This window comes from Micrococcus sp. TCR-5, from assembly GCF_052220525.1.
Lineage (GTDB): Bacteria > Actinomycetota > Actinomycetes > Actinomycetales > Micrococcaceae > Micrococcus > Micrococcus luteus.
Genome location: NZ_JBQPDO010000007.1, coordinates 112,421 through 128,404 on the forward strand (window position 1 = coordinate 112,421; position 15,984 = coordinate 128,404).

Annotated in this window: 12 protein-coding genes; 10 read left to right on the forward strand and 2 right to left on the reverse strand. The window is 73.5% G+C overall.

Annotated elements, in window-relative coordinates:
* Positions 1-97: 97 nt before the first annotated feature.
* A complete protein-coding gene (locus ACTSKS_RS06020; protein ID WP_041104185.1) occupies positions 98-1,099 on the reverse strand; it encodes a quinone oxidoreductase family protein in 1,002 nt (333 codons plus the stop codon).
* A 102-nt stretch (positions 1,100-1,201) separates the two neighbouring features.
* Here ACTSKS_RS06020 and argC point away from each other — a divergent pair, with 102 nt between their 5' ends.
* From argC to argR, 6 genes are read left to right on the forward strand one after another with little or no spacing between them, the layout of a single operon-like run.
* Positions 1,202-2,242, forward strand: coding sequence for an N-acetyl-gamma-glutamyl-phosphate reductase (argC, locus tag ACTSKS_RS06025; RefSeq protein ID WP_061866989.1), 1,041 nt, complete (start codon positions 1,202-1,204; stop codon positions 2,240-2,242).
* Entirely contained in the window at positions 2,239-3,399 is a 1,161-nt protein-coding gene (gene argJ / locus ACTSKS_RS06030; RefSeq protein WP_041104181.1) for a bifunctional glutamate N-acetyltransferase/amino-acid acetyltransferase ArgJ, read from the forward strand. Before argC ends, argJ begins: the two co-directional genes overlap by 4 nt.
* Before the next feature lie 11 nt (positions 3,400-3,410).
* The gene (gene argB, locus ACTSKS_RS06035; RefSeq protein ID WP_196296765.1) at positions 3,411-4,397 is read left to right on the forward strand and encodes an acetylglutamate kinase; all 987 of its coding nucleotides are present in this window, start codon (positions 3,411-3,413) and stop codon (positions 4,395-4,397) included.
* Positions 4,394-5,680 carry an acetylornithine transaminase gene (locus ACTSKS_RS06040; protein WP_061866988.1) on the forward strand — a complete coding sequence of 429 codons (1,287 nt, stop codon included), beginning with the start codon at positions 4,394-4,396 and terminating at the stop codon, positions 5,678-5,680. The genes argB and ACTSKS_RS06040 overlap by 4 nt, the downstream gene beginning before the upstream one ends.
* The gene (gene argF, locus ACTSKS_RS06045; protein WP_041104176.1) at positions 5,677-6,636 is read left to right on the forward strand and encodes an ornithine carbamoyltransferase; all 960 of its coding nucleotides are present in this window, start codon (positions 5,677-5,679) and stop codon (positions 6,634-6,636) included. Before ACTSKS_RS06040 ends, argF begins: the two co-directional genes overlap by 4 nt.
* The gene (gene argR, locus ACTSKS_RS06050; protein WP_036337506.1) at positions 6,636-7,124 is read left to right on the forward strand and encodes an arginine repressor; all 489 of its coding nucleotides are present in this window, start codon (positions 6,636-6,638) and stop codon (positions 7,122-7,124) included. The genes argF and argR overlap by 1 nt, the downstream gene beginning before the upstream one ends.
* Positions 7,125-7,238: 114 nt before the next feature.
* Here the strand turns inward: argR and rpf are convergent, their stop codons facing one another.
* Positions 7,239-8,204: a resuscitation-promoting factor Rpf gene (rpf, locus tag ACTSKS_RS06055; RefSeq protein ID WP_225348551.1), complete on the reverse strand. Its 966-nt coding sequence runs from the start codon at positions 8,202-8,204 to the stop codon at positions 7,239-7,241.
* Positions 8,205-8,826: 622 nt separating this feature from the next.
* Between rpf and ACTSKS_RS06060 the strand changes: the two genes are divergently transcribed.
* From ACTSKS_RS06060 to tyrS, 4 genes are all read left to right on the forward strand, one after another.
* Complete coding sequence (locus ACTSKS_RS06060; RefSeq protein ID WP_041104698.1) at positions 8,827-10,068, forward strand: argininosuccinate synthase; 1,242 nt, start codon at positions 8,827-8,829, stop codon at positions 10,066-10,068.
* Positions 10,069-10,153: 85 nt separating this feature from the next.
* On the forward strand, positions 10,154-11,614 hold the full coding sequence (gene argH / locus ACTSKS_RS06065; RefSeq protein WP_044659914.1) for an argininosuccinate lyase: 1,461 nt from the start codon (positions 10,154-10,156) through the stop codon (positions 11,612-11,614).
* Between the two features lie 167 nt (positions 11,615-11,781).
* On the forward strand, positions 11,782-14,070 hold the full coding sequence (locus tag ACTSKS_RS06070; protein ID WP_041104703.1) for a HelD family protein: 2,289 nt from the start codon (positions 11,782-11,784) through the stop codon (positions 14,068-14,070).
* A 69-nt stretch (positions 14,071-14,139) separates the two neighbouring features.
* Positions 14,140-15,483 (forward strand): tyrosine--tRNA ligase, encoded by a 1,344-nt coding sequence (gene tyrS / locus ACTSKS_RS06075; protein WP_070708495.1) that lies wholly within the window; start codon positions 14,140-14,142, stop codon positions 15,481-15,483.
* Positions 15,484-15,984: the final 501 nt, after the last annotated feature.

Here is a 15,984-nt window from a genome sequence, read left to right on the forward strand (position 1 = left end):
CAAACCGAGGGTCGGACGCGGACCAGGCCGCAGCGGGACATTCTATGCCCCGCCCGCGGCCGCGCGGGGCGCCTGGAAGGCACCGGGCGGGTCCGGCTCAGGACAGGGTGAGCAGCACCTTGCCCGTCGTCGACCGGGACTCGAGTGCGGCGTGCGCGGCGGCCGCGTCCGCCAGCGGGAAGCGCTCGCCGATCCGTACGTCGAGCTCGCCGGAGGCCCACGCCCCGAACACCTCTCCACCACGCCAGCGGGTCTCCTCGCCCGTGCGCGTGTAGTGCACCAGCGAGGGCCGGGTGACGTACAGCGAGCCGGCCGCGTTGAGCCGCTGCAGGTCGAAGGGGGGCACCTGCCCGGAGGCCCCGCCGAAGAGCACGAGTGTGCCGCGCACGCGCAGCACCTCGAGCGAGGTGTCGAAGGTGTCCTTCCCCACGCCGTCGTACACGGCGTGCGCGCCCTCGCCGTCGGTCAGCTCCGCCACCGTGGCGGCGAGGTCCGGATAGTCCACCGCGGCGACGGCGCCCGCGCCCCGGGACAGCTCCCGCTTCTCCTCCGTGGACGCCGTGGTGACCACGCGGGCGCCGCGGGCCGTCGCGAGCTGGGTGAGCAGGAGCCCCACCCCGCCGGCACCGGCCGTCACGACCACCGTGTGGCCCTCCTCCACCGGGAAGGTGGACCGGCAGAGGTAGTGGGCCGTCATGCCCTGCAGCGGAAGGGCGGCGGCCTCGGCCAGGTCGATGCCCTCCGGGACGGTGAGGAGACGATCCGCGGGGGCGGTGAAGTGCTCGGCGTACGCACCGGTGGCCGTCGCGGTGGCGACACGGGCCCCCAGGAGCCCGGCGTCCACGCCCTCGCCGAGCGCGACGACCTCGCCGGAGCCCTCCGTACCGGGGGTGAAGGGCAGGTCCATCGTGTAGACCCCGGAGCGCTGGTACGTCTCGATGAAGTTCAGGCCCGCCGCGGCGGTGCGCACCAGCACGTGCCCCGGCGCGGGGGAGGGCACCTCCGTCTCGGTCCACTGCAGGACCTCGGGGCCGCCCGTGGCGGACACGACGACGGCGTGGTGGGTGCGGGGGACGGCGGGGGTGTTCGCAGTGGTCATGGCCCCACTCTAGGAGCGGGCCGGGCCATCCGGCCCGGCCCGAGGGACCCGAGGCGCCGCATAGATATTCGGTGCAACGCATATCTGCGCTAGGATGAAGCCATGACCCACACCGTCGCCGTCTCCGGAGCCAGCGGCTACGCCGGGGGAGAGGCCCTGCGCCTGCTCGCCGGCCACCCGTCCGTCACCGTCGGAGCCATCACGGCCCACTCGAACGCGGGGGAGCGCCTCGGCGCTCTCCAGCCGCACCTGCACGCCCTGGCGGACCGCGTCCTCGCCGAGACCACCGCGGAGGTCCTCGCCGGCCACGACGTCGTGATCCTCGCGCTGCCCCACGGGGCCTCCGGGGCGCTGGCGGCCGAGATCGCAGAGCGATCCCCGGACACCCTGGTGATCGACGCGGGCGCCGACCACCGCCTCGAGTCCGCCGCAGACTGGGAGGCCTTCTACGGCACCGCGCACGCCGGGACCTGGCCCTACGGCCTGCCCGAGCTGCCCGGTCAGCGTGAGCGACTCGCCGGCACCCGCCGCATCGCCGTCCCCGGGTGCTACCCGACCACCTCGATCCTCGCCCTCGCGCCCGGCTTCGCCGCGGGGCTGCTCGAGCCGCAGGACGTGGTGATCGTCGCCGCCTCGGGCACCTCCGGGGCGGGCAAGGCGCTCAAGCCGCACCTGCTCGGCGCCGAGGTCATGGGAGGGATGAGCCCGTACGGCGTCGGCGGCGGGCACCGGCACACCCCGGAGATCGAGCAGGGCCTGGCCCAGGCGGCCGGCGAGCCGGTCCGCGTCTCCTTCACGCCCACGCTCGCGCCGATGTCGCGCGGCATCCTCGCGACGGCCACGGCGCGGCTGCGCCCCGGCGTCGCCGCCGCGGACGTGCGCGACGCATGGGCCGAGGCCTACGGCGGCGAACGCTTCGTGCACCTGCTGCCCGAGGGCCAGTGGCCCACCACGAAGGCGGTCCTCGGCTCCAACCACGTGCAGCTGCAGCTCGCCGTGGACGAGCGGGCCGGCCGCGTGATCGTCTGCGCGGCGCTCGACAACCTCACCAAGGGCACGGCCGGCGGCGCCGTGCAGTCCATGAACATCGCCCTGGGCCTGCCGGAGCAGGCGGGGCTCGAACAGCAGGGGGTCGCACCGTGAGCGTCACCGCGGCACAGGGGTTCCGGGCGGCCGGCGTCACCGCGGGGCTGAAGGCCTCGGGCACGCCCGACGTCGCCGTCGTCGTCAACGAGGGCCCGCGCCGCGCGGCGGCCGCCGTCCTCACCGAGAACCGGGTGGCGGCCGCCCCCGTGGTCTGGACCCGCCGCGCCGTGCGGGACGGCCGCGCGACCGCGGTCGTCCTGAACTCCGGCGGGGCGAACGCGGCCACCGGCGCCGAGGGCCTCGCGGACGCCCGTCGCACCGCCGAGCACGCGGCCGCGGCCCTCGCGACCGCCGCCGACGACGTGCTCGTCTGCTCGACCGGCCTCATCGGCGAACGCCTGCCGATGGACACCCTCACCGCGGGCGTGTCCGAGGCGGTCGCCGCCCTCAGTCCGGACGGCGGCGAGGACGCCGCCGTCGCGATCAAGACCACGGACACCGTGGCCAAGACCGCCGTGGCCCGCGGCGCGGGCTTCACCGTGGGCGGCATGGCCAAGGGGGCGGGCATGCTGGCACCCGGCATGGCCACCATGCTCAGCGTCATCACCACGGACGCCGACGTCCCCGCCCCCGCCCTCGACGCGGCCCTGCGCGAGGCCGTGCGCGCCACCTTCAACCGGGTCGACTCGGACGGGTGCATGTCCACCAACGACACCGTGATCCTGCTGGCCTCGGGCGCGTCCGGGACCGCGCCCGAGCCCGAGGCGTTCGCCGCGGCCCTCCACGAGGTCTGCGCGGACCTGTCCCGCCAGCTCGTCGCCGACGCCGAGGGCGCCCGGCACGACATCGCCGTGCGCGTGGTCCACGCCGAGACCGAGGAAGCGGCCGAGGCCGTCGCCCGCGCCGTCGGCCGCTCCAACCTGTTCAAGACCGCGATCTTCGGCCAGGACCCGAACTGGGGACGCGTGATCGCCGCCGTCGGCACGGTCCCGGAGTCGGTCGCCGCCTTCGACCCGTACGCCCTCGACGTGCGCTTCAACGGCGTCCAGGTGTGCCGCGCCTCCGGTGTGGGGGAGGACCGCTCCCGCGTGGACCTGACGGCCCGCGAGGTGCTCGTCGAGGTCGACCTGCACGCCGGCGACGCCGAGGCCACGGTCTGGACCAACGACCTGACGCACGACTACGTCCACGAGAACTCCGCCTACTCCACGTGAGGACCCCCAGCATGAGCCCGCACACCGACCCGGCCACGGCGGCCGCACCCGTCCTGTCCACCGCGGACCGGCTCGACCGCGCCGAGTCCAAGGCGGAGGTCCTCGTCGAGGCCCTGCCCTGGATCCGGCGGTTCGCCGGCACCGTCATGGTCGTCAAGTACGGCGGCAACGCCATGGTGTCGGAGGAGCTGCGCCGGGCGTTCGCCGAGGACATCGTGTTCCTGCACCACGTGGGGGTCCACCCCGTGGTGGTGCACGGCGGCGGCCCGCAGATCAACGCGATGCTCGACCGCCTCGGCATCGCGTCCGAGTTCCGCGGCGGCCTGCGCGTGACCACCGAGGAGGCCATGGACGTGGTCCGCATGGTGCTCACGGGACAGGTGGGCCGCGAGCTGGTCGGCCTCGTGAACTCCCACGGCCCGTACGCCGTCGGCTTCTCCGGCGAGGACGCGGGGCTGCTGCGCGCCCGCCGCACGGGCGCCGTCGTGGACGGGCAGGAGGTGGACCTCGGCCTCGTGGGCGAGGTCACCGGCGTCGACCCGACCGCGATCCTCGACGTGATCGAGTCCGGGCGGATCCCCGTGGTCTCGTCGGTCGCCCCCGAGATCGACGACGACGGCCAGCCCACCGGGCAGGTCCTCAACGTCAATGCGGACACCGCCGCCGCGGCCCTGGCCGCCGCCCTCGGCGCCGCGAAGCTCGTGCTGCTCACCGACGTCGAGGGCCTCTACGCGGACTGGCCGGACCGGGACTCCCTCATCAGCTCGCTCACCGCCGCCCAGCTGCGTGCGCTGCTGCCCTCCCTGGCCTCCGGGATGATCCCGAAGATGGCCGCGTGCCTGGCGGCCGTCGACGCCGGCGTGCAGCGCGCCCACGTCGTGGACGGCCGCCGCCCCCACTCGATGCTGCTGGAGGTCTTCACCTCCGCGGGCGTCGGCACCCAGGTGGTGCCCGACGCCGAACCCACCGCCCCGACCACCCCCGAGGAGGACGCATGAGCACCGACCAGTCCGCGCTGCTGGAGCGCTACCACGCCGCCCTGACCGGCGTCTTCGGCCGCCCCACCCGCGTGCTCGTGCGCGGCGAGGGGGTCCACGTGTGGGACGCCGACGGCCGGCGCTACACGGACCTGCTGGCCGGCATCGCCGTGAATGCGCTCGGCCACGGCCACCCGGCGCTGGTGCGGGCCGTGTCCGAGCAGATCGCCACGCTCGGCCACGTGTCCAACCTCTTCACGTCCGAGCCGCAGATCCGCCTGGCCGAGCGCCTGCTGGAACTGGCCGGCGTGCCCGCGGGCTCCACCGTGTTCTTCGCGAACTCCGGCACGGAGGCCAACGAGGCCGCGTTCAAGCTCGCCCGCCGCCACGGTGCGGACGACCCGTCCGGCCGCCGGACGCGGGTGATCGCGCTCGAGCGGGCCTTCCACGGCCGCACGATGGGCGCCCTCGCGCTCACGCACAAGGAGGCCTACCGGGCGCCCTTCGAGCCGCTGCCCGGCGGCGTGGAGCACGTGCCGGGCGGGGACGCCGCAGCCCTGCGGGCGGCCCTGGCCCCGGACGACGACGGCGCCACCGTCGCCGCCGTCATCCTCGAGCCGGTCCAGGGCGAGGCCGGCGTGCACGGCTGGCCGGCCGGCTACCTGGCCGAGGTGCGGGCCGCGACCCGCGAGGCCGGCGCCCTGATGATCCTCGACGAGGTGCAGTCCGGCGTGGGCCGCACCGGCACGTGGTTCGGCTTCCAGAACCCGGCCGTCACCGGTGCGGCAGAGCCGGTGGTGCCCGACGCCTTCACCCTGGCGAAGGGACTGGGCGGCGGCGTGCCGATCGGGGCGCTCGTGTGCGTCGGCCCCGCCGTCTCCGGGCTGCTCACCGCCGGCCAGCACGGCACCACGTTCGGCGGCAACCCCCTGGCCACCGCCGCGGGCCTGGCCGTGCTCCAGACCGTCGAGGACGAGGGCCTGCTCGGCCACGTCCGCGCCGCGGGCGAGGCCGTGGCCGCCCTGCTGGAGGACCTGCCCGAGGTGGCCGCGGTGCGCGGTCACGGCCTGTGGATCGGCGTCGACCTGGCCGACCCCGCGGGACCGGTCCCGGCCGGCGGGCTGGCCCCCGCCGTCGTCGCCGCCGGCCTCGAGGCGGGCTGGATCCTCAACGCCACCGGCCCGTCCACCCTGCGCCTGGCCCCGCCGCTCACCGTGCCCGTGGCCGAGCTCGAGCGCTTCGCCGCCGCCCTGCCCGGGCTCGTGGCCGCCGCCCTGACCCCCGCCGAAGGAGACCGCCCATGACCCCCGCCACCGCCGTCCGCCACTTCCTGGTGGACACGGACCTCACCCCGGCCGAGCAGGCCGAGGTGCTCGACCTCGCCGCGCAGATGAAGGCCGACCGGTTCCGGCACCGCCCGCTGGCCGGGCCCCGGACCGGCATCGTGTTCTTCGACAAGACCTCCACGCGCACCCGCGTCTCGTTCGCGGCCGGCATCGCCGAGCTCGGCGGGACGCCCTTGATCGTGAACCCGGGGGAGTCGCAGCTGGGCCACAAGGAGTCCGTGGCGGACACGGCCCGCGTGCTGGAGCGGATGGTCGGCGTCATCGTCTGGCGCACGTTCGCGCAGGCCGGTCTCGAGGAGATGGCCGCCCATTCCTCGGTGCCCGTGGTCAATGCGCTCAGCGACGACTACCACCCCTGTCAGATCCTCGCCGACCTGCTGACGGTGCGCGAGCACCTCGGCGGCACGGCGGGCCGCACTCTGACGTATCTGGGGGACGCGGCGAACAACATGGCCCACTCGTATCTGCTCGGCTGCGCGACGGCCGGCATGCACGTGCGGGTCGCCGGCCCCGAGGGGCACCTGCCTGCCGAGGACGTCGTGGCCGCCGCCCGACGGCGGGCGGCGGAGACGGGCGGTTCCGTCCTCGTCACGACGGACGCGGCCGAGGCCCTGGCGGGCGCGGACGTCGTCGTGACCGACACGTGGGTGTCCATGGGCCAGGAGGAGGAGAAGGAGGCCCGCCTGGCGCTGTTCCGGGACTACCAGGTGGACGCCGCCGCGATGGCGCGGGCGGCCGACGACGCGATCTTCCTGCACTGCCTGCCCGCGTACCGGGGCTACGAGGTCACGGCCGAGGTGATCGACGGGCCGCGGTCCGTGGTGTTCGACGAGGCCGAGAACCGGCTGCACGCGCAGAAGGCGCTCATCGCCTGGCTGCTGTACCGCTCCGGCCTGGCCGAGGAGCCGCGCTGATGGCCGCCCCCACGACGAAGATCGCCCGTCAGGCCGCGATCCGGGAGATCCTGGCCACCCGGGGCATCCGCTCCCAGGCCGAACTCTCGGACGCCCTGGGCGATCGCGGGCTGTCCGTCACCCAGGGCACGCTCTCGCGGGACCTGGTGGACCTCGGCGCGGTGCGGACGCGCGGGCCGGCCGGCATGGTCTACGCCCTTCCGGCGGAGGGCGACGACGCCGCCGTGCCGGGCCGCGGCTCGGACGCGCAGCTGAATCGCCTGGCGAGCATGGCCCGCGAGCTGCTCGTCTCCGCCGAGCCCACCGCGAACCTCGTGGTCCTGCGCACGCCCCCGGGCGCGGCGCAGTTCCTGGCCAGCGTGATCGACCAGGCGCGCGTGGAGCACGTGATGGGCACGATCGCCGGCGACGACACCATCCTCCTCATCACCACGGGGACCACGTCCGCCCCGGCCGTCGCGGCCCACCTGCTGGGTCTGGCGGGCTAACCGACCCGTCCGGCCCCGCCCGCGCGGGTGACGGGCACCAGGCACGAGGAAGGCCCCCGCCGACGGCGGGGGCCTTCCTCGTGTGGTACCGGTCCGGGGGACCGGTCAGGCGTCTCAGGCCTGCGGCAGGACGAGCTCCTGGCCGACGTAGATCACGGCGGCGTCGGAGACGGCGCCCTTGTTGGCCTCGTAGAGGGCGGTCCAGCCACCCTCCACCTCGTACTCGTTGGCGAGCTTCCAGAGGGAGTCACCGGACTTGACGACGATGGTCTCGGCCTCGGCGACGACGGCCTGCTCCGCGGCAGCGGCCTGCTCAGCGGCGGCAGCCTTCTGAGCGGCGGCCTTCTCCGCGGCGGCAGCCTTCTGAGCGGCAGCCTTCTCCGCGGCGGCGGCACGCTGGGCAGCGGCCTTGTCGGCGGCGGCCTGCTCGGCAGCAGCCTGCTCGGCGGCCCAGCGCTCGGCGGCGGCCTGGTCGGCAGCAGCCTGCTCGGCGGCCCAGCGCTCGGCGGCGGCCTGGTCGGCAGCAGCCTGCTCGGCGGCCCAGCGCTCGGCGGCGGCCTGGTCGGCAGCAGCCTGCTCAGCAGCGGCCTGCTCAGCAGCAGCCTCGTCGGCGGCGGACTGGCGCTGCACGGTGGCGGTGCGCTCCACGGCGACCGGGGCGGCCTCGGTGGCGTCCACGTCACCGGCGTCCACGTCACCGGCGTCCGCGTCAGCCTGGGTCAGGCCCAGCTTCTGCGAGCACAGCGGCCAGGCGCCCCAGCCCTGCAGGTCCTGGAGGATCTCGGCGCGCTTGATCTGCTCGGCCTTGGAGGCCTGGTGCGGGTAGCCCTCGCCGCCGACGGCCTGCCAGGAGGACAGGGTGAACTGCACGCCGCCGTAGAAGCCGTTGCCGGTGTTGATGTCCCAGGTGCCGTTGGACTCGCACTCGGCGAGGCGGTCCCAGGTGTCCACGGTGGCGGCCTGGGCCAGGGCGGAGAAGCCCACGGCGGCGGCGCCGGCGAGGGTCATGCCCGCAACGATCGAGGCGGTGGCACGGCGGGAGCGGGTGGCGGAAGTGGTGAAGAGAGTCATGGTGTCCATGGCGAGTCCTCGCTGATCGGTGGCCGAGGCACACCGGGGTCGTCCTTCTCCTTGGTCGGGTCATGCCCTCCGTCGGTTCGAGACGACCCAGCAGCGGGCGACCGTCGGAGGGGGTTCGATGTCGTGGCCTCCCCGTGCCCGACCTCTCGGTCAGATCACGGTTCGATCACGAATCGGCTACGGAAGAGTCAACGACGGGAGCCCCCCTCGCGTCAAATCATGGGTCGACGAATTCTTGCCCGTCTGTCTCACATTTGAGATCGGGTGACGAATCGATCCCTAGAGTCGTGGGCGCGTGGATGAAATGCACGCTACTGGCCGGAGTTGCTGTCATGGTGTCTGATCCACCGGTGTGGACAACCTCCGTCACAGGAGCATGGGCAAAGGTCACGATCGACGGCCGAGGCCGTGACCTGAGTCGCGTTCGACCCGGGATTCGAGGGCGGGGCGATGGTTGCCCGTGGCCGTCGCTGTCGGCGCAGAGGGGCTGCACAGGGGCCATTGAGAGCTGATATTCCGTTAGTTGCATATTTATTCAGGACCCGGGTAGGATCGCCACCGAGCACGCCTCCGACGGCCACGCGCCGCGCTCGGAGACCCCCCTATATAAAGAGGAGAAAACGTGAAGGAACGCATCATCCTTGCCTACTCGGGCGGCCTGGACACCTCGGTGGCCATCGGCTGGATCGCCGAGGCCACGGGCGCCGAGGTCGTCGCCGTCGCGGTCGACGTGGGCCAGGGGGGCGAGTCCCTCGAGACGATCCGCCAGCGCGCCCTGGACTGCGGCGCCGTCGAGGCCTATGTCGCCGACGCGCGTGACGAGTTCGCCGAGCAGTACTGCATGCCCACGCTCAAGGCCAACGCCCTCTACATGGACGCCTACCCGCTGGTCTCCGCGATCTCGCGCCCGGTGATCTCCCGCCACCTGGTCGCGGCGGCCCGCCAGTTCGGCGCCTCGACGGTGGCGCACGGCTGCACCGGCAAGGGCAACGACCAGGTCCGCTTCGAGGTCTCCATCCAGACCCTCGGGCCCGACCTGAAGTGCATCGCCCCGGTGCGCGACCTCGCCCTGACCCGCGAGAAGGCCATCGAGTACGCCGAGCGCAACGACCTGCCGATCGTCACCACCAAGAAGAACCCGTTCTCGATCGACCAGAACGTGTGGGGCCGCGCCGTCGAGACCGGCTTCCTCGAGGACATCTGGAACGGCCCCACGAAGGACGTCTACGACTACACGGACGACCCCGCCTTCCCGCCGGCGCCGGACGTGGTCACGATCGCCTTCGAGCGCGGCGTCCCCACGGCCCTCGACGGCCGCGCGCTGAGCCCGCTGGAGATCATCGAGGAGCTCAACCGCCGGGCCGGTGCCCAGGGCGTGGGCCGGATCGACATCGTCGAGGACCGCCTCGTGGGCATCAAGTCCCGCGAGATCTACGAGGCACCGGGCGCCATGGCGCTGATCGCGGCCCACCGTGAGCTCGAGAACGTCACCCTGGAGCGGGAACAGGCGCGCTTCAAGAAGCATGTGGACCAGCGTTGGACCGAGCTGGTCTACGACGGCCAGTGGTACTCCCCGCTGAAGCGGAACCTGGACACGTTCATCGACGCGACCCAGGAGCACGTCAACGGTGAGATCCGCCTGGAGCTCCACGGCGGCCGTGCCACGGTGCAGGGTCGCCGGTCCGAGACCGGCCTGTACGACTTCAACCTCGCCACGTACGACGAGGGCGACTCGTTCGACCAGTCCTCGGCCCGCGGGTTCATCGACATCTTCGGCCTGTCCGCGAAGACGGCCTCGGAGCGCGAGCAGCGCCTGCGCGGCGGCGACGACCTCCAGGACGTCGCCCGCCTGTCCAACGACTGACCCCGCACGCCCCGCGCACGACGGCGGCCCGCCCGCGCCCGGGCCGGCCGCCGTCGGCCTGTCACCGACCTCGAGGAGACCTTCGATGACCGAGAACACCGACGCCCGCCACGGGACCAACGAGGGCGCCCTGTGGGGCGGCCGCTTCGCCGGCGGCCCTTCCGAGGCGCTCGCCGCGCTCAGCAAGTCCACGCACTTCGACTGGCGCCTGGCGCCCTATGACATCGCCGGCTCCCGTGCCCACGCCCGGGTGCTGCACACCGCCGGTCTGCTCAGTGCGGACGACCTGGACGGGATGATCGCGGCCCTCGACCGGCTCGAGGCGGACGTGCGTTCCGGTGCCTACACCCCGGCGGCGTCCGATGAGGACGTGCACGGCTCGCTCGAGCGCGGCCTCATCGAGCGGGCCGGTCCCGAGCTCGGCGGCCGCCTGCGGGCCGGCCGATCCCGCAACGACCAGGTCGCCACCCTCGGCCGGATGTTCCTGCGCGACCACGCCCGCATCATCGCGCGGGGCGTGATCGCCACGGTGGACGCGCTGCTCGATCAGGCGCGGGCGCACCCGTACGCGCCGATGCCGGGCCGCACCCACCTGCAGCACGCGCAGCCCGTCCTGCTCTCGCACCACCTGCTCGCGCACGCCTGGGCGTTCGCGCGGGACCTGCAGCGGCTCGTGGACTGGGACGCGCGCGCGGCCGTCTCGCCGTACGGCTCCGGGGCCCTGGCCGGCTCCTCCCTGGGTCTGGACCCGAACGCCGTGGCCACCGAGCTCGGCTTCGAGTCGGCCGTGTGGAACTCGATCGACGGCACCGCCGCCCGCGACGTGTACGCGGAGTTCGCGTGGGTCGCCGCGATGGTCGGCGTCGACCTGTCCCGCATCTCGGAGGAGGTCATCTTCTGGGCCACCAAGGAGGCGGGCTTCGTGACGCTGCACGACGCGTACTCCACGGGGTCCTCGATCATGCCGCAGAAGAAGAACCCGGACGTCGCCGAGCTGGCCCGCGGCAAGTCCGGCCGCCTCATCGGCGACCTCACGGGGCTGCTGGCCACGCTCAAGGGCATGCCGCTGGCCTACAACCGCGACCTGCAGGAGGACAAGGAGCCCGTCTTCGACGCCGCGGACACCCTCGAGCTGCTGCTGCCCGCCGTCTCCGGGATGATCGCCACCCTCGAGTTCCAGACGGAGCGCATGGCGGAGCTGGCCCCGCAGGGCTTCGCGCTGGCCACCGACGTCGCCGAGTGGCTCGTCCGCCAGGGGGTCCCGTTCCGCGAGGCCCACGAGCTGTCGGGCGAGGCCGTGAAGGCGGCCGAGGCCCGGGGCGTGGAGCTGTGGGACCTCACGGACGACGAGTACGCGGCCATCTCGCCGGCGCTGACCCCGCAGGTCCGCGAGGTGCTCAGCACGGAGGGCTCGCTCGCCTCTCGCGACGCCCAGGGCGGGACCGCGCCGACGGCCGTCGCGGCGCAGATCGGGGCGCTCGAGGACGCCCTGGCGCCGCTGCGCCGCTGGGCCGACACGCCGGGCTCCGTCGTCGACGCCCGCTGACGCGGTCGCCCGGCCGAGGCGGCGCCGACCGGGCCGGACGCGGCGGCGCCCCCAGGGCACCGCCGCGTCACCCGCCGTTCACCGCGGTCGGCGTAGCATGGGTGGTCACTTTTCCGCCGGGCGGGCCGCAGCGTGGTCCGCCCCTCACCGCACCGCGAGGGCCCCCGATGACCGATACCGTGTCCGTCCGCCAGTCCGAGCTCGACCTCGAGCGGGGTCGGGTCGCCGAGCGGTACGCCCGCCTCGACGCCCTGCGTGAGGAGAAGGAGCGCCAGCTCGCGGCCGTGCGCCGGACCGGCCCGCAGGGGTCGCTGCAGAACCACTCCGAGCGCGACGCCTTCGCCAGCCTCTACGAGGACCGACTCGCCCAGCTCTACGCCGTGGACGACCGCCTCGTCTTCGGCCGGCTCGACCTCGACGCCGAGCGGGAGGGTGGGGCCGACGAGCAGCGGTACATCGGGCGCATCGGCCTCACCACCGAGGACCACGAGCGCCTCCTCGTCGACTGGCGCGCGGCCGAGGCCGGCGCCTTCTACCAGGCGACGGCGGCCCACCGGGGCCGCGTGCGCCGTCGTCGTCACCTGATGCTGCGGGGGCGCGAGGTGCGCGACCTCGAGGACGACATCCTGGACCCGACGCTGCTGGGCGAGGACGGCGTGCGCGCCGATGCCCAGGGTGCGCTGCTGGCCGCCGTCACCGCCCGACGCACGGGACGGATGGGGGACATCGTCGCCACGATCCAGGCGGAGCAGGACGAGGTGATCCGCGCGCCCCTGCCCGGGGCGGTCGTGGTGCAGGGCGGGCCCGGCACGGGGAAGACCGCCGTCGCCCTGCACCGCGCCGCCTACCTGCTGTACACCCACCGGGAGCGCCTCGCGCGCTCGGGCGTGCTGATCGTCGGCCCGTCGACCGCGTTCATGCGGTACATCGAGCGGGTGCTGCCCTCGCTGGGCGAGACCGGTGTCGTGATGTCCTCGCTGGGGACGCTGATGCCGGGTGTGCGGGCCGTCCCGGAGCGGGACCTCGACGCGGCGGCGGTGAAGGGCCGGCTGGACATGGTGGACGCCGTCGCCCACGCGGTCGCGCAGCGCCAGCGCCTGCTCGTCGAGCCGCGGCGCCTGATGATCGACGGCACGGCCGTCAAGCTCAAGCCGGCCATGGTCCGGCGCGCCCGGGACAAGGCGCGGGCCACCCGCAAGCCCCACAACGAGGCCCGGGTGACGTTCGTGAAGATCCTCGTCCGCGAGCTCGCGGAGAAGCTGCGCAAGAAGCTGGAGAAGTCCTCGGGCACCCCGGTGCAGCGTGACCTCCTGCTGGAGGACGTGCGCACCTCGCGCGACGTGCGCATCGCGCTCAACCTCTGCTGGATGCCGCTGACGCCGGAGAAGCTGATCGGCGACCTCCTCACCCGGGAGGACCTGCTCCGGGCGGCCGCCCCGTGGCTCTCCGACGCCGAGGTCGGCACGCTCCTGCGGCCGGCCGACGCCCCCTGGACCGAGGCCGACGTGCCCCTGCTGGACGAGGCGGCCGAGCTGCTCGGACGCCTCGAGACCCCGGGCCGGGGCGGTGAGTTCGCGGCCCAGCACGAGCGCAACCTCGAGAACGCCAGGGCGTCCCTGGAGAACATGCACCAGACGCTCGCGGACCTGGGCGTCGACGGCGTCGTGGACGCCGAGCAGCTGGCCGCGGCCAATGAGGCACGCGGGGTGCGACGGACCACCGCTGAGACCGCGGCCCACGACCGCACCTGGACGTACGGGCACGTGGTGGTGGACGAGGCTCAGGAGCTCTCTCCGATGCAGTGGCGCCTGCTGGCGCGCCGCTGCCCGATGAAGTCGTTCACCATCGTGGGGGACATCGCGCAGTCCTCCCGTCGTGACGCGGCCGGCTCGTGGGCGTCCGTCCTCGCCCCGGAGTTCGGGGACCGCTGGCGCCTGGAAGAGCTGACCGTGAACTACCGCTCGCCCGCGCGCGTGATGCGCTGGGCCGCGCAGGTCGCACGGGCGGCCGGGCTCGAGGTCTCCCATCCGCGCGCCGTGCGCGAGGGCGACCACCGCCCGCGCCTGGTGACGGAGCCGGGCGGGGACGTCGCGGCCCTGGCCCTCGACGCGGTCGAGGTCGAGCGGGACCGCGTGCCCGAGGCCCTGACCGCCGTGATCGCCCCCGCCGGGCGGACGGGGGAGCTGCTCACGGTCCTCCGGGAGCGGTGGGGGGAGGCGGCCGTGGACACCGCGCCGCTGCCCGGCGTCGAGATCGTCGTCGCCACCCCGTGGGAGACCAAGGGACTGGAGTTCGACACCGTCGTCCTCGTCTCGCCCGAGCGGATCGTGGCCGACGCGCGCGGCGTGGTGGGCGATCTGTACGTGGCGATGACCCGCGCCACCCAGTCGTTGTCCGTCGTCGCCGGGACGGACGCGGCCGCGCTGCCGGCCGGGCTGGCGGACGTCCCGGAGTGAGCCCCGCGGGCGACGTCGCACGTGCGCGGCGTCGCGGAGGCGCGCGGGCGCGTCGCTAGGCTGGGGGCTATGGCACCCCAGAACGAGGAGCGCGCGGCCCGACTGCGCGCACAGGCGAACGACCCGAGCTTCGAGAACGTCTGGCAGGAGCTGCGCTGGCGCGGGCTCGTGCACGTCTCGACGGACGAGGCCGCGCTGGAACAGGCGCTGGCCGGGGAGCCCGTCTCGTATTACTGCGGCTTCGACCCGACCGCTCCGTCTCTCCACCTGGGACACCTGGTCCAGCTGCTCACCCTGCGCCGCCTGCAGCTCGCCGGCCACCGCCCGTATGCCCTCGTGGGCGGCGCCACCGGCCTCATCGGCGACCCGCGGCAGACCTCGGAGCGCGTCCTGAACTCGCAGGAGACCGTGGCGGCGTGGGTGGAGTCGCTGCGCGCGCAGATCGAGCCGTACCTCTCCTTCGAGGGGGAGAACGCGGCGACCATGGTCAACAACCTGGACTGGACCGCGGGCATGAGCGCGCTGGACTTCCTGCGGGACGTCGGCAAGAACTTCCGCGTCGGCACGATGGTGAAGAAGGAGATCGTGGCCAAGCGCCTGAACTCTGATGAGGGCATCTCCTACACGGAGTTCTCCTACCAGGTGCTGCAGGGCAACGACTTCCTCGAGCTGCACCGCCGGCACGGCGTGACCCTCCAGACCGGCGGCTCCGACCAGTGGGGCAACCTCACCGCCGGCACCGAGCTGATCCGCAAGGTGGAGGGGACCCACGCCCATGCGCTGGGCACGCCGCTGATCACGAACGCGGACGGCACCAAGTTCGGCAAGTCCGAGGGCAACGCCGTCTGGCTCGACGCGGAGATGTGCTCCCCGTACGCCTTCTACCAGTTCTGGCTCAACACGGCGGACGCGGACGTCGTCGACCGACTCAAGGTCTTCACGTTCCTGACCCGCGCGGAGATCGAGGAGTACGCGCAGAAGGTGGCCGACGAGCCGTTCCGCCGGGAAGCCCAGAGGCGCCTGGCGTGGGAGGTCACGGCGCTGGCCCACGGAGAGGAGACGACGACGAAGGTCATCGAGGCCTCCCAGGCGGTGTTCGGAGGCGGCGACCTCACCACGGTGGACCCGGACACGCTGACCGCCGTGCTGGCCGAGCTGCCGCAGGCCGACCGGACCCAGTGGGAGGGGGAGCCGGGCACCGTGACCGCGGTCGAGCTGCTGGTCTCCACCGGGCTGGTCGCCTCGCGCTCCGAGGCGCGTCGGACGGTGCGCGACGGCGGCGCCTCGGTGAACAACGTGCGGGTGACGGATGCCGACCAGGTGTTCACCCGAGACGACGCCTTCGCCGGCCGGCACCTGCTGGTGCGCCGGGGCAAGAAGAACATGGCGGGTGCGGACCTGGGGGAGGCCTGACCACGGCCGCAGACCACCGGTGTCCACCGGGTCGCCAGAAGTGACCGAGGACACGACGGGCGGCGACGGCGGAGGAACCGCCCACGGGAGGAGCACAGGGCCCCGTTCTCCGCAGGATTCTGCGGAGAACGGGGCCCTCCCTCGTGCCCGGACGCCGGGTGTCACCCCTGATTTTGTGTTCGGTGGGATTCGTGTGTAGAGTTCCATCTCGTGCTCAAGACGCCGACCGGGTGACAGGGAGGCGGGGTGAAGAACACAGAATCCGCGGATTCATGCCGAGAATGGCAGGTCCAGGGCGGGTGGTGCTCACCGGGTGCGCGGCCGGCAGTGATGCGGGTCGGGATTCCTGAAGAAGATGATCTGGTTTGACAGCCGGCAATCATGTGGTAAGCTTTTCGAGGCCTTCCACGTGGATGGTCCGGTGAGTGTCTGACACCGCGTTGAGCGGAGTTGACATGGTCGGATCACGTGGTAAGGTTTTCTAGCCCGGCCACGTGAACG